General features: G+C 62.9%; 13 protein-coding genes and 1 pseudogene. 4 read left to right on the forward strand and 10 right to left on the reverse strand.

Annotation, left to right across the window (positions count from 1 at the left end):
* Positions 1–53: 53 nt before the first annotated feature.
* Entirely contained in the window at positions 54–695 is a 642-nt protein-coding gene (locus NKI16_RS19095; RefSeq protein WP_023678025.1) for a TetR/AcrR family transcriptional regulator, read from the forward strand.
* Between the two features lie 68 nt (positions 696–763).
* On the opposite strand, the gene rpmE is transcribed toward NKI16_RS19095, so the two are convergent.
* Entirely contained in the window at positions 764–985 is a 222-nt protein-coding gene (rpmE, locus tag NKI16_RS19100; RefSeq protein ID WP_006327661.1) for a 50S ribosomal protein L31, read from the reverse strand.
* 204 nt (positions 986–1,189) lie between these two features.
* On the opposite strand from rpmE, the gene NKI16_RS19105 reads away from it, so the two are divergent.
* Complete coding sequence (locus NKI16_RS19105) at positions 1,190–2,992, forward strand: ABC transporter transmembrane domain-containing protein (protein ID WP_023678024.1); 1,803 nt, start codon at positions 1,190–1,192, stop codon at positions 2,990–2,992.
* Positions 2,993–3,110: 118 nt separating this feature from the next.
* On the opposite strand, the gene NKI16_RS19110 is transcribed toward NKI16_RS19105, so the two are convergent.
* Positions 3,111–5,138, reverse strand: coding sequence for a DUF3857 domain-containing protein (locus NKI16_RS19110; RefSeq protein WP_023678023.1), 2,028 nt, complete (start codon positions 5,136–5,138; stop codon positions 3,111–3,113).
* Positions 5,139–5,344: 206 nt separating this feature from the next.
* Complete coding sequence (locus NKI16_RS19115; RefSeq protein ID WP_352640796.1) at positions 5,345–6,829, reverse strand: carboxypeptidase M32; 1,485 nt, start codon at positions 6,827–6,829, stop codon at positions 5,345–5,347.
* Between the two features lie 134 nt (positions 6,830–6,963).
* Here NKI16_RS19115 and NKI16_RS19120 point away from each other — a divergent pair, with 134 nt between their 5' ends.
* Both NKI16_RS19120 and NKI16_RS19125 read left to right on the forward strand, forming a co-directional pair.
* Positions 6,964–7,086, forward strand: coding sequence for a hypothetical protein (locus tag NKI16_RS19120; RefSeq protein WP_280952106.1), 123 nt, complete (start codon positions 6,964–6,966; stop codon positions 7,084–7,086).
* A gap of 15 nt (positions 7,087–7,101) precedes the next feature.
* Positions 7,102–7,359 (forward strand): annotated as a pseudogene (locus NKI16_RS19125) (DUF1304 family protein); the annotation flags it as partial.
* 79 nt (positions 7,360–7,438) lie between these two features.
* Here NKI16_RS19125 and NKI16_RS19130 read toward each other — a convergent pair.
* From NKI16_RS19130 to NKI16_RS19160, 7 genes are all read right to left on the reverse strand, one after another.
* The gene (locus NKI16_RS19130) at positions 7,439–7,837 is read right to left on the reverse strand and encodes a hypothetical protein (RefSeq protein ID WP_023678021.1); all 399 of its coding nucleotides are present in this window, start codon (positions 7,835–7,837) and stop codon (positions 7,439–7,441) included.
* A 264-nt stretch (positions 7,838–8,101) separates the two neighbouring features.
* Positions 8,102–9,133 (reverse strand): peptidoglycan -binding protein, encoded by a 1,032-nt coding sequence (locus NKI16_RS19135; RefSeq protein ID WP_023678020.1) that lies wholly within the window; start codon positions 9,131–9,133, stop codon positions 8,102–8,104.
* 1 nt (position 9,134) lies between these two features.
* Positions 9,135–10,160 (reverse strand): MotA/TolQ/ExbB proton channel family protein, encoded by a 1,026-nt coding sequence (locus NKI16_RS19140; protein WP_023678019.1) that lies wholly within the window; start codon positions 10,158–10,160, stop codon positions 9,135–9,137.
* Between the two features lie 115 nt (positions 10,161–10,275).
* The gene (trhA, locus tag NKI16_RS19145) at positions 10,276–10,983 is read right to left on the reverse strand and encodes a PAQR family membrane homeostasis protein TrhA (protein WP_023678018.1); all 708 of its coding nucleotides are present in this window, start codon (positions 10,981–10,983) and stop codon (positions 10,276–10,278) included.
* A 99-nt stretch (positions 10,984–11,082) separates the two neighbouring features.
* Positions 11,083–11,883, reverse strand: a complete 801-nt coding sequence (locus tag NKI16_RS19150) for an inositol monophosphatase family protein (protein WP_023678017.1) — start codon at positions 11,881–11,883, stop codon at positions 11,083–11,085.
* A gap of 81 nt (positions 11,884–11,964) precedes the next feature.
* Entirely contained in the window at positions 11,965–12,531 is a 567-nt protein-coding gene (gene efp / locus NKI16_RS19155; RefSeq protein WP_023678016.1) for an elongation factor P, read from the reverse strand.
* Positions 12,532–12,669: 138 nt separating this feature from the next.
* Positions 12,670–13,527 (reverse strand): LysR family transcriptional regulator, encoded by an 858-nt coding sequence (locus tag NKI16_RS19160; RefSeq protein WP_198023577.1) that lies wholly within the window; start codon positions 13,525–13,527, stop codon positions 12,670–12,672.
* Positions 13,528–13,594: the final 67 nt, after the last annotated feature.

Below are 13,594 nucleotides of genomic sequence, written 5' to 3' on the forward strand. Positions count from 1 at the left end.
AACGTGATAAACCCTCGTATTTTGTCAGTCAAGCCATTTTTCTGGAGACAGTCATGGAAGGCACCGCTGCACCGGGTTCCCGCAACGAGCAGGCCGCATCGCCGCGCCGGGCGCCGAGCCAGCAGCGCAGCCGCGAGCGGGTCGAGCGCATGCTGGCTGCCGCCTCGGCGCTGATCGCCGAGCAAGGCAGCGACGCCATGCGCATGGGCGAGGTGGCCGAGAGGGCCGGCGTGTCGATCGGCTCGCTCTACCAGTTCTTCCCCGACAAGAGGGCGATCATCTGGGCGCTGGCCGAACGCTACACCGCCGAAAGCCAGGCCTGCATTGCGGCAGCGCTAGCCGAGGTCAATGACGCCGAAGGCCTGCGCCGGGCATTTTCGGAACTGGTGGATATCTACTACGGAATGTTCCTGGCTGAGCCGGTGATGCGCGACATCTGGTCGGGCACGCAGGCCGACAAGGCCTTGCGCGAACTCGAGCTCGCCGACAGCCGGGCCAACGCCGAATTCCTCACTGCGGTGCTGAAGCGGCTGCGGCCGTCCGCCGATCCGGAAGCGCTGGAAACGACGGCGTTTCTCATCTGGCAGATGGGCGAGGCCGCAATGCGGCTGGCGATCTCGGTCGGGCGGCAAGAGGGCGACAGGCTGGTTGCCGCCTACAAGCGGATGGCGCTGCGCGAGCTGGTCGGCGAATAGGGCCGTATTTTCGCAATAAAAAACCCGCCACGAAGGCGGGTTTCTCGATCTGCGAAACGCCAGTGCGCTTAAAGGCCGAAACCTTCGAAACGCTTCTTGAACTTCGACAGGCGGCCACCGCGGTCGAGCAGGGTCTGCTGGCCGCCAGTCCAGGCCGGATGGGTGGTCGGGTCGATATCGAGGTTCATCGTATCGCCTTCCTTGCCCCAGGTCGAACGGGTCATGTATTCGGTGCCGTCGGTCATGACGACCTTGATGGTGTGGTAGTCGGGATGGATATCGGTCTTCATGGGTCTGTTCCTGGCTTGCCGGGTGCTGCCGACGGGCTGAAGCCTGCGTCGATGCGCCCCTTTTTAAAACTCGAAGCCGCAGCTATTGAGGAGCCACGGCTTCTAAAACGGTCGGCGAGCCTATACATCAGCCGGAATTGAATCACAAGGCCGCGGCAAGCGCATATTGATGGCGCAAGCCTCAAAGGGCCAAAGGAAACGGTCATGGCGAACATCAGCGGCGATGCAGACGAGCGCAGGCGCTCGCTGAAGCCGCTGCAGCGCCTGTTTCCCTACATCACCCATTACCGCAAAATGGTCATCGGCGCGATCGTCTCACTGGCCGTCGCGGCGGCGACGACGCTGGCGCTGCCGCTGGCCGTGCGGCGGATGATCGACCACGGTTTTTCCGCTTCCGATTCCAGCTTCATTGCCGAATATTTCGCCATGCTGGTGGTGATGGCCGCCGTTCTGGCGGCGGCATCGGCCAGCCGCTACTATTTCGTCATCACGCTCGGCGAGCGCGTCGTTGCCGATATCCGCCGCGATGTCTTTGCCCACGTCACCACGCTGTCGCCCTCCTTCTTCGACACGGCCCTGTCGGGCGAGATCGTCTCGCGGCTCGCTGCCGACACGACACAGATCAAATCGGCCGTCGGTGCCACCGCCTCGGTGGCTTTGCGCAACGTCATCCTCGGCCTTGGCGCCGTGGCGATGATGGTCTTCACCAGCCCAAAACTGTCCGGCCTGGTCATCGCGGCCATTCCGCTAATCGTGCTGCCGCTGGTCGCCTTCGGCCGCTCGGTGCGGCGCAAGTCACGGCTGGCGCAGGATACGCTGGCCAATGCCACCGCCTATGCCAGCGAGCAGATCGGCGCGGTGCGCACCCTGCAGGCCTTCACCAACGAGAAGCTTGTAACCAGGTATTTTTCGTCCGCCGTGGAAGCAGCGTTCGAAGCGGCGCGGGCCTCGATCTTTGCCCGCTCGTTTCTCACCTTCTTCGCCATCTTCATGATCTTTTCGTCAGTCGTGGCGGTGCTGTGGTTCGGTTCGCGCGACGTGCTCGACGGCACGCTGTCGCCGGGCACGCTTGGTCAATTCCTGCTCTATTCGGTGTTCGCCGCCGGCGCGCTCGGCGCCCTGTCGGAGGTCTGGGGCGAACTGTCCCAGGCAGCGGGCGCTGCCGAACGGCTGACCGAGATCCTGGCCGAGAAACCCGCGATCCAGGCGCCCGCCGATCCGAAGCCGCTGCCGGCAAAGGCGAGAGGTGCGATCAGCTTCGACGATGTCTCCTTCTCCTATCCGGCCCGGCCCGACCGCGCCGCCGTCCATGGCCTGAGCTTTCAGGTCAAACCCGGCGAGACGGTGGCGATCGTCGGACCCTCGGGCGCCGGCAAGAGCACCGTGTTTTCGCTGCTTCTGCGCTTCTACGATCCGGAGTCCGGCGGAATCGTCATCGACGGGGTCGATCTGCGCGAGGCCGATCCGGCCGCGATCCGCGCGCGCATCGCCATCGTGCCGCAGGACGTCACCATCTTTGCCGCAAGCGCGCGCGACAATATCGGCTTTGGCCGGCCTGGCGCCAGCCAGGCCGAGATCGAGGCGGCGGCGAAGGACGCGCTTGCCGACGAGTTCATCCTGAAACTCGAAAAGGGCTATGACAGCCAGGTCGGCGAGCGCGGCGTGACGCTGTCGGGCGGCCAGCGCCAGCGCGTGGCGATCGCCCGCGCGATTCTGCGCGATGCGCCCATCCTGCTGCTCGACGAGGCGACCTCGGCGCTAGATGCCGAAAGCGAGACGCTGGTGCAGACGGCGCTGGACCGGCTGATGAAGGGCCGCACCACGATCGTCATCGCCCATCGGCTGGCAACCGTGCTGATGGCCGATCGCATCCTGGTCATGGATGGCGGCCGCATTGTCGAGGAAGGCACGCATCAGAGTCTGGTCGCCAAGGGCGGCATCTATGCGCGGCTGGCCAAGCTGCAGTTCGATACCGGGGCGAATGCTTTCAGGGGCGCGGCCGAGTAGCATCGCTCCATCCCGATGAAATCGGGATGAGGCTCCATCTTCTTGTTTGACCATGATCTTTTCCGAAAACCGGCGTCCACTTTTCGGGATCATGGTGCCCAGCGGCGGCCGAGATTCTTCAGCTACCGAAAGCTCGGCGTTTGCCGCGTCGATAGGCGATGAACAGGGGAACACCGACAAGCAACGACAACAAAAGCATGCTGGCGACGGTCTGTCGCTGCTCCTTTGCCGGATCGCTGAGCTGCACATCGGCAGGCGGCTCTTCATAGGTAAAATCGTACTGCCAGCGAACCTGGTCTGCGAGGTCATCGACGGTTTTCAGATAATCGGCAATCGCCTTGGCCGGTACTTCAGTCGCCAGCGTCTGAAAGTTCCATTCAACTTGCAATTCGGTGGGCGTGTTGGACCAGGATGCCTTGAGAGACAGATAGGGCGTCACGACGTTTTTCATCGACTCGCCGGAAAACCTCGCCTTGAGGTTGCGCACGGTCACCTTGTGGCGGCGGTAGAACTGGGGGCCGAGGGAGACGGGCCCGGTTCGGTCGACGATTGTCGGGGTTGGAAGAGAGTTGTTGCCGAGATCGGCCGCGCGGATCGGGAAATTCTTTGCCAGATCGTTGGCCGTCAGCGCCTCCGCCGGCAAGCGATAACTTTCCTTCACGCTCACTATGTTGCCGTCGCGGCGATCCACGATTTCCGGCTTGGCGATGGTTTGGATGCCTGGATATTGCTTGTTGTAGTATTTCAGGTAGGCGTCCGACACCTCGCTCAGCGACCGGCTGGCGAAATTGCCGCGCATCCAATCGGCATCGGCGTCCTCATATGTCGAGAAGACCGTCAGCACGAGGGGATCGCCCGGTTTCCGCGGAAAGTCGAATTCCTCGGCGATCTGGATCGACGGGCTGGTAAGCACAGGGCTCGGCATCTTCTCCAACCCGCCGGTGCTGGAAAGCGGCAGCGCGAAGCCGTAGTCCGGCTGTGCGAGATTGTGCGCCCTGCCGCCCTGAAGATAGTTCGTGGCGTCCAGCCAATATGTCTTTGCTCCGATCCTTGCCTTGACGATGGCATGGTCGAAATCGCGGAGCGCCGGCAGATGCTGGTCCAGGGCCCGTCCCTCGTCGAGATCGGCCAAGGCGACCTCGGCAGCAATGCCAAGCCGCACAAGCGACGAAACCAGCAGCAGGGCCTTGTCCTTGCAGTCACCGAACCCGCTCAGGATAACCGTCGCGGGATCACGCGGAACGTAGGAACCGGCACCCATCGACAGGCTTACATAGCGGATCTGGTCCTGCACCAACCGCATTGCCTCGACCATCCGGTCTTCGGGCACCGGATGCCGCAGAGCGATGTCGTCGAGCTTTGCGGCAAAAGCCGGGGGAAAAACGGTCGCTGGCTTGTAATAGGGCGCAACGGCATCGACCACACTTTGCCAATTCGCGGTAGACGCGACATCGATGGAGCCCCAGCCTGGATAGGTCACGGGCAGGTTGTCCTCGACATTGACCGGTTTCGGGTTTGGAATTTCCCATAGATAGGTGGTGTCCGGCCCAGTCGGGGAGATTGAGGGCTTAAGTCGCGTTCCCCTTGTCTTGATCTGGAGCGGCTGGCCCGAAGGCCAAATGATGCTTGTGCGGATAAGCGCTACCGGCTCTTCCCATTCGGTGGAGAAATTCTTGAAGAAAAGGTCCTTGCCGACCAGCGGTGTTACTTCGTAGGTCGACCCGTAATCGACGATGTCGCCGGTGCGCACATCATCGATGTTGACATGTGCTGTCAGCCAGCCGTCGAAGACACCCTTCTCGGCGTCTCTTTCCCTGCGGAAGATGTCGAATTCGACGCCTTCCAGCCGGTCCAGAACGGCGCCATCGCGGATGATGTGAAGATGGTTGAGCGTGACCTTGTGCCGGGACGGATCGAACTGCAGATCGATACTCGCGCCACGATCCAGGCCGGGACGGTCGACGATTTTATAGACGGTGCGCGAGTACTCGACATAGCCGCCGGCGCGATGCTTGATCTGGTCGTCCGAGAGCAGCCATGAAACGCCATTCTTGATTTGATCCGATCGGGTGGGATCGGCAGCCGGAATATCAAGCTGCTTTACCCAGCTTTCTGCCGGACCCTTGAGAACCATGTCGTCGGACATGGCCGGAGAACTCAGGCCGATCAATAAGATGAAAAATACCAAGCGGGGCCAGAAAGACTTCATCCTATGAAAACTGTAACAGACAGACATCTACGCTCGCCCAACTTGGAAGAACTCCTTTTTCAGAGGCTTTCCCACCAAAGTAAAGGCCAGTTTCGCGGATTTCTGCAGTCACCGCGGCAAGAACCTGGAATAGACGAAGCGGCTCAGTTCCCGTACCGCTTCTTCAGATGGTCAGTGAAATGTGCGGCATCGAGCTTTTCGCCGGTAGCGCGTTCGAGCAGTTCCGGTGTCGACCAGCGCGAGCCTTGCGACCAGATCCTTTTGCGGCGCCAGTCGTTGATCGCGGCGAAATCTCCCTTGGCGAGGTCTTCGTCGGCTGAAGGATGATCCCTGGTCAGCGCCGCCCATTGCTGCGCCGCCATCATGGCGCCCAGCGTGTAGGAGGGGAAATAGCCGAAGGCGGCACCCGGCCAGTGGACGTCCTGCATCGGACCGTCAGCCGGATTGTCTGATGTCGACAGGCCGAGATAATCGCGCATCTTGGCATCCCAGGCTTCGGGCAGGTCGGCTGCTTCCAGCCGTCCCGAGACAAGCTCCTGCTCCAGCTCGTAGCGCAGAATGACGTGCAGCGGATAGGTGACCTCGTCGGCATCGACGCGGATCAGGCCGCGCTCGACCCGGTGTACATGCGGCAGGATGTCGTCGATCGTCCAGCTCTCGCCGAGGTGTCTTTCGACCACCGGCAGTGCCCAGCGCCAGAATTCTGGATTGCGGCCGATCTGCTTTTCGACGAACAGGCTCTGGCTTTCATGCACCGCCATGCCGCGCGCTCTGCCCAGAGGCCAGTGCGCCCACGCCTTCGGCAGGTTCTGCTCGTACAGCGCATGGCCGGTCTCGTGCAGCACGCCCATCAGCGCCGACAGGAAATCCGAGGTCTTGTAGCGGGTGGTGATGCGCACGTCGCTCGGCACGCCGCCGCAGAAGGGATGGTGCGAAACCGACAGCGAGCCGTGGGTGAGGTCGAAGCCGACCGCCGCCATCATGGCGAGGCCAAGCTCGCGCTGCTTGTCCAAGGGGTATCTGCCGGAAAGCGGCTTCAGCGGATGTTTCGCCAGCCGCTCTTCCTGCACGGCCAGTGCCTCCGGCACGAAGCCTTTCAGGAAGGTCTTCAACTCGACAAACACAGGCGTGATGTCGGCGGTGCGATTGCCCGGGTCATATTGCTCCATCAGCGCGTCGTAAGGCTCGAGCCCGAGCACCTCGGCGCGAAGTGCCGCCTCCTCGCGGACCAGCGCCACGACGCCTTCCAGCGCCGGCAGGAAGCCGGCCCAGTCGTTCTTGGCGCGCAGGTCGCGCCAGAGCTGCTCGGAGCGCATGCGCGCGGTCGTCTGGCGCTCGACGAACTCGACCGGCAGGCAGGTCAGGTTGGTGTATTGCCGGCGGAATTCTCTGACCGCGGCCTGCTGCTCTTCGTTCAGCGCCTCCTGCTCGGCCGCCGCGATCCAGTCGGCAATCTCCGGCGCAGCCGCCCGGGCATGGTGCATGCCGGCAAGCGCCGACATTGCCTCTGCGCGCTTCTCGCCGCCGCCGACCGCCATATGGGTCGCCTCGTCGGCGCCGAGGATGGCGAGGGCGTGTTCCAGCGCTTCGAGCTTGTGGCCGAGGTCGTCGAGTTTTTGAAAGGACATTGTGGGTTCCGCTGATTTGACGGCGGGAAAAGATACCAATGCAAAAGTGTTGGCAACCCCGAAGCCGTCCGCGATCGACGCATTGACTGCCGGCTGCAACGGCCGAAAAGCATCTTGTGGAAGCGGTGGCGTGCGTGATCAATGTCGTCCGGCGGCGGCAGACCGCGATGCGGAGACGAAACATGATCGCCAATGTGCTGGTCGGGCTGGTGGCCGTGATCCACCTCTGCATCGTCTATCTTGAGATGGTGCTGTAGGACACGCCGCGCGGCCATATGGTATTCAGGCTGACGCCGGAATTCGCCAGTGCCTCGAAAGTGCTCGCGGCCAATCAGGGGCTTTACAACGGCTTTCTCGCAGCCGGCCTGATCTGGGGCTTTACCTCGGCGAAGCCGGTTTCCAGTTCAAAGTCTTCTTCCTGCTCTGCGTCGCCGTCGCCGGCCTTTACGGCAGCGACGGCGGGCCGTAAAATCCTGTTCATCGAGACAGTGCCGGCAGTGCTGGCGCTGATTGCACTGGCGTTGGGCTAGCGCATGATCCCCGAACCGAAAGCTGGAAAAGGATCATGCGCAAAATCCATTGCCACAGTGCCGGGCACTGCGGCCGATTTCAGCCGCCTGGATAAGTTGGGCCGTAGCCGTTGGGATAGTATCCGCCATCGGCGCCGTTGCCGATGAGGAAGGCACTGCCGGTGTCAGCGCGCAGCTTTTGGCTGACATCGTCGAGCTGCGCCAGCAACTGCTGATATTGCGTGCCCGGCATCGTTCCATCGCGTGCGGCCCTCTGGGCGGCCCGATCGAGTTGAGCGACCTGCGTGCGCAAGTCACGTGCCTCGCCCGGGTCGAGCTTGTTCGCCCGGATGGCGCCCTGGATACCCGTCTCCACACTCTGGATCTGATTGATCAGGGCCGTCGCACGCGGGCCGGCGTGAGCGCCAGCAAACGGAACGGCGAGGAGAAGTGTGGCGAGCGTAGCAGTCCTGAGATTCGTGGGAGCGAAGAAGCGCATGGTTGCGTCTCCTTTACTGGGGAAGGCGGTGGTTGGGAGGGTCTTGCCTTCCGGCCGCGGGCCGTCAGGTTCCGTCGCGTCGCGATGAGCGGTTCCACCGCCGGCGGTTCTCGGCCCATGACCAAGGCTAAAAGGCCATGGCGGCAAAGTGTAATTAAAAAAAGGTAATTTTTTCAGCGCTTGCCGCTGCCGCACCAGTGCCCTAAATGCCGCCGACTTGAGCCGGCCCGACCTGGCGCATGATACAAGCCAAAGGCCTGCAGATCACCGCTCGGTCAGCTTCAACTCGATGCGGCGGTTCTTGTTGCGCGCCTCTTCGGTATCGGCGGGGTCGAGCGGCTGGAATTCGCCGAAGCCGGCCGCGACCAGCCGGTTGGCCGGCACGCCGTTCTCGATCAGGAACTTGACCACCGATGTCGAGCGCGCCGTCGATAATTCCCAATTGTCGCGGTAGCGGCCGGTACCGGAGAGCGGCTTGTTGTCGGTGTGGCCGTCGACGCGCAGCACCCAGTTGATCTCCGGCGGGATTTCCTTTTGCAATTCGATGATGGCATCGGCGAGCTTCTTCATCTCGACCTTGCCGGCATCGTTGATCACCTCGGAGCCGGTCGGGAAAAGCACTTCCGACTGGAAGACGAAGCGGTCGCCGACGATGCGGATGTTCTCGCGGTCGGCAAGAATTTCACGTAAGCGGCCGAAGAAATCGGAGCGGTAGCGGTTTAGCTCCTGCACGCGTTGCGCCAGTGCGACGTTGAGGCGGCGGCCGAGATCGGCGATCTTGGTGTTGGATTCGCGGTCGCGCGTTTCGGACACGTCGAGCGCTTGTTCGAGCGCTGCGATCTGCCTGCGCAGCGCCGAAATCTGCTGGTTGAGGATCTCGACCTGGCTCAGCGCCTGCTGGCTGATCTGGCGCTGGCTGTCGAGCTCGCCGGAAAGTGCCGTCGCGCGCTGGTTGGCGGCATCGCCGGCACCAGCGCCTTGCGCCAGCAATTGCTCGAGCCGGCTCTTTTCCGCCTCCGACGCGGACAGCGACGCCTGCAAATTGGCAAGGGTGTCCTCCTTGTCCTGCGTCGTCGAGCGTTCCAGCGCCAGAAGCTGGGTCAACTCGTTGATCTGCGAGTTGAGGCGGTTGAGCACCGTGTCCTTGCCGGAGATCTCGCGGCCGAGCAGGAACTGCGCCAGCACGAAAACCGTGAGCAGGAACATGATCGCCAACAGCAGCGTCGACAGCGCATCGACGAAGCCCGGCCAGTAATCGATGCGGCGGTCGGAGCGCCGGCCTCGTGCCAACGCCACGTCAATGCACTCCAGGCTTCTTCAAGGCGTCGGCGATCTTCTCCAGGGTGTTGCGCATCGCCTTCTGCTCGTCGGACTGGGCCTCGACCCAGTCGCGCATGATCTGCTGTTCCGAGCGCATGTTCTTGACCAGGCCGGAAATGCCGTCGGCGAGATTGGCCATGGCGGTGGCGACGCGCGGATTGGAGCCGCCGCCATTCTCCTGCAGAGTGCGCAGCTTTTCCGACAACAGCCGGATTTCCTCGGAGGGTTCGGTCTTGGCCGCGTCGGCAACGACGATGTCGGAGGACAGGTCGGTGACCGAGGACAGCCAGTTTTCGAGTTCGGTATAGAAGCGCGTCTGGGCGCGGCCGGCCTGCAGGTCGAGGAAGCCGAGCACCAGCGAGCCGGAGAGGCCGAACAGCGAGGACGAGAAGGCGGTGCCCATGCCGGCCAACGGAGCGGAAAGCCCCTGCTTCAGGGATTCGAGCACGGCCGCGGCATCGCCGGTGCCGGGATCGAGCGACTCGATGGTTTCGCGGATCGAGCCGATCGTGTTGAGCAGGCCCCAGAAGGTGCCGAGCAGGCCGAGGAACACCAGCAGTCCGACAAGGTAGCGCGACGTGTCGCGGCTTTCGTCGAGGCGGGTGGCGATCGAATCCAGCATGGTGCGCATCGAACTGGTCGAGAAAGCAATCGTCGAGGAGCGGCCGATCATCGCCTTCATCGGCGCCAGCAACACCGGTTCGGTGGTTTCGGAACCGGCGCGGAACGAGTTGACCCAGCGCACCTCGCGGAACAGCCGGCCGACCTGGACGAAGGCCAGCAGGATGCCGACCGCCAGCACGCCGATGATCAGGCCGTTGAGGCCGGGATTGGTGACGAAGGCGGTCGAGATCTGGCGGGTCAGGATGGCGGCGATGAAGGCCACGATGAACAGAAAGATCACCATGGTCAGCAGAAACACCTGCGGGCTCGACAATTTGTGCGGGTCGTAGATCAGAACGTCGGAGCGCCTGCCCATGCCGAAGGATCTGAGAAGAGTCATCCGTGCCCCGTTTCCGATGCCGTCGCCGCCGATCAATTTGTGTTTGCGACTCTAAACGGAATTGTGACGAAATTGAATGGCGCTTGGCAATATTGCCACTGTCCGCGACCGGAGGTCAAAGCCGGTTGATGACCAGGCAGTCGACCATGGCGGCCAGATGCAGGCCGGCGCCGGTGACGACAAAGCCATGCCACAGCGCATTGTGGAAGCGCAGGCCCTTCCAGGCGAAGAAGATCACGCCACAGGAGTAGACGATGCCGCCGGCAACGATGAGCGCGATCGATGTCGCCGGCAGCGTCCGCACGAGCGGCTCCACCAGAACGATACCGCTCCAGCCGATGGCCAGGTAGAAGACGATCGCCAGCCGGTCGAAACGGCCGGGAAGAAAGACCTTGATGGCGATGCCGACCGCCGCGGCGGTCCAGACCAGGACGATCATGGAAACGGCCAGCGGCGAGCCGCCGAGCTGGGCCAGGAAAGGCGTGTAGGTGGCAGCGATCAGCAGATAGATCGCGGCATGGTCGAAGCGCCGCAATATCCATTTTGCCGGCGACGACACCGGCCAGACATTGTAGGCCAGCGAAACCGACAGCACGGTGAGCAGCGAGACTACATAGAAGGCGGCGGCAACGTATTCGCCGGGGCCGGTTCGATAGGCGGCCAGTGCCAGCAGCGTCGAGCCGGCAGCGATCGCCAGCACGATGCCCACGGCGTGGACAATGCCGTCGGCGATGATCTCGGCGCGCGAGTAATGCCAGCGCCCCATAAAGGGAATGTCGAGCTGGGAGAGTTCGCTCTGGGGTTGGGGCCGGCTGTTCGTCATCGATGATCCTGCGCCACCTTATCTGGGCGGCCGCGGGACAGTATTTCAAGCTTTGGTTGCGGTTTTGCGACTGCGGCGGTTCAGCGCGGCGTGCCTGTATCAGCCGGCTGAGAGTGGCCTTTTGATAGTCTTCAACAGCGCGCGCTGGATGAGTTCGTTGCCGGCGACCAGTGAACCGGCGTTCAGCACATCCTGTCCCCCGGCGAAATCGGAGACGAAACCGCCCGCCTCGCGGATCAGCAAAATGCCGGCGGCGACATCCCAGGCCGACAGGCCGGTTTCCCAGAACCCGTCCATGCGGCCGGCGGCGACGTAGGCGAGATCGAGCGAGGCGGAGCCGAGACGGCGGACGCCAGAGACCTCGGCCATGACATTGCGCAACTCGATGAGGAAATTGCCGTGCTGGCCACGCCCGAGATGCGGCATGCCGCAGCCGATCACCGCATCGACCAGCTTGGTGCGGCCGGCGACGCGCAGCCGGCGGTCGTTCATGAAAGCGCCGCCGCCGCGCTCGGCGGTATAGAGCTCATCCATCGCCGGATTGTAGACGACGCCGGCGACGATCTGGCCCTGGCGCTCCAGCGCGATCGAAACGGCAAAGAGCGGAATGCCGTGCAGGAAATTGGTGGTGCCGTCGAGCGGGTCGACGATCCAGCGGTGCTGGCCGTCGTCGCCCTCGATCACGCCGCGTTCCTCCATCAGGAAGGCGTAGCCGGGCCGCGCCTTGGAGAGTTCGGCAAAGACGATGTCTTCGGCCTTGCGGTCGGCCTGGCTGACATAGTCGCCCGGCCCCTTCATCGAGACCTGCAGGTTCTGCACTTCGCCGAAGTCACGCGACAGCGAGCGGCCGGCCTTCATTGCGGCCTGGACCATGACATTGAGGATCGCGGAACGCGCCATTGCTGTTCTTCCTGTCGCTGCGCCTATTTGCCTTGACGCATCATCTTATCCAAAAAGTCTGCAACTCTTTGGGATCACGCCTTAGTCGGCGCGGCGCACGTAAGTGATTTCGTTGGTATCGACGATGATGCGCTCGCCCGAGCCGATGAACGGCGGCACCAGCACGCGGATGCCGTTTTCGAGTATCGCCGGCTTGTAGGACGAGGCTGCCGTCTGGCCCCTCACCACCGGGTCGGCCTCGGTGATGGTCAGCGTCACCTGGTCGGGCAGCGAAATGCCGATCGGCCTTTCGTCATAGAGCTGGACCGTCACCATCATGCCGTCCTGCAGGAAGGCGGCGCGATCGCCGACGAACTCCTTTTGCAATTCGAGCTGCTCGTAGCTTTCGGTGTCCATGAACACCAGCGCGTCCCCCTGCTCGTAGAGGAAAGAAAAATCCTTCAGATCGAGCCGGATCTGCTCGACCGTCTCGGCCGAACGGAAGCGCTCGTTGAGCTTGGTGCCGTTGATCAGGTTCTTGAGTTCGACCTGGTTGTAGGCGCCGCCCTTGCCGGGCTTGACGGTGTTGGTCCTGACCGCCACCCAAAGGCCGCCATCGTGCTCGATGACGTTGCCGGGACGGATTTCGTTGCCATTGATCTTGGCCATGGTGAGGTGATCCGGAAATGAGATGATCGCCGCAAAGGGCAATTTGGCGCCTCCAAGACCACAAATCGCCAGCAGAGGCAAGGAGCGCCTTCCGATGAAGCGGGAACGAAGCTGGCCCGGCAGCGCGGCGTGGCGGCCTCAGTCCGTCCTGACAGTCGCGGTGACGGCCTCGGTCACTGCGTCGGCGACCTCTCTCAAAAGATGCAGGTGCGGCGAACGCAGGACGACAATTCGCAGCGACAGCTCGAGGCCGGGAGCGTCGACCAGGGCAATGCCCTGCGGCAGCTTTTCCCGCAGCAGCCGCCTGGGCAGCAGGCCAAGGCCTTGGCCTCGACGAACCCAGTCGATCTGCAGCGCGCTGTCCTGAATCTCGGCGCCGACAGTCAATCTGTTCCCGCCCTCAGCAAGGGCAGCCGTCAGCCGCCGGCGCGCGTCGCAAGGCTCAGGGCTGAGGATCCAGGGCATGGTCTTGACGTCGGCTTGCCGGACAGTGCTTTCGGCAGCGATGACGCCGAGGGCCTCGGTTCCGACAACGCCGTCGCCAGCTTTGGAATTGCTGCCGTCCAGGATGACGGCGAGGTCAAGCTGTCCGCGCTTGTGCTGGTCGGCCAACTCAAGGCTCCAGCCGCTCTTCAGACGCAGCGAGACCTTCGGAAACCGGGCCACGGCATCACCAATGGCGGCGGCCACGGCTTTGTCGCAAAGTCCATGCGCGAGGCCGAGCCGCAGCAGGCCCTCCGGCTCGTCGCCCTTGGCGAATGATCTCAGCGCGGCGACGGCGGCGAGAATTTCCTTGCCGCGTGCCAGCACCTCTACGCCGGCCGGGGTCAGTCGCGACGGCTTTAGCCGGCGGTCGAGCAATTCCGTGCCGAGCATCTCCTCCAGCCGCTGGATCTGGCGGGTGACGGCCGGCTGCGTCAATGGCAGGCGTTGCGCCACCTTCTGAATCGAACCCTCCTCGGCAAAGAGGGCCAGTGTTTTCAGTTCTTCAAGCACGACACACCCGAACATGTCATAGAAGCATAATTATCCTGAACATTATGAATTTGAAATCCGATGGATG

The organism is Mesorhizobium sp. M0698 (genome assembly GCF_040320455.1).
GTDB lineage: Bacteria > Pseudomonadota > Alphaproteobacteria > Rhizobiales > Rhizobiaceae > Mesorhizobium.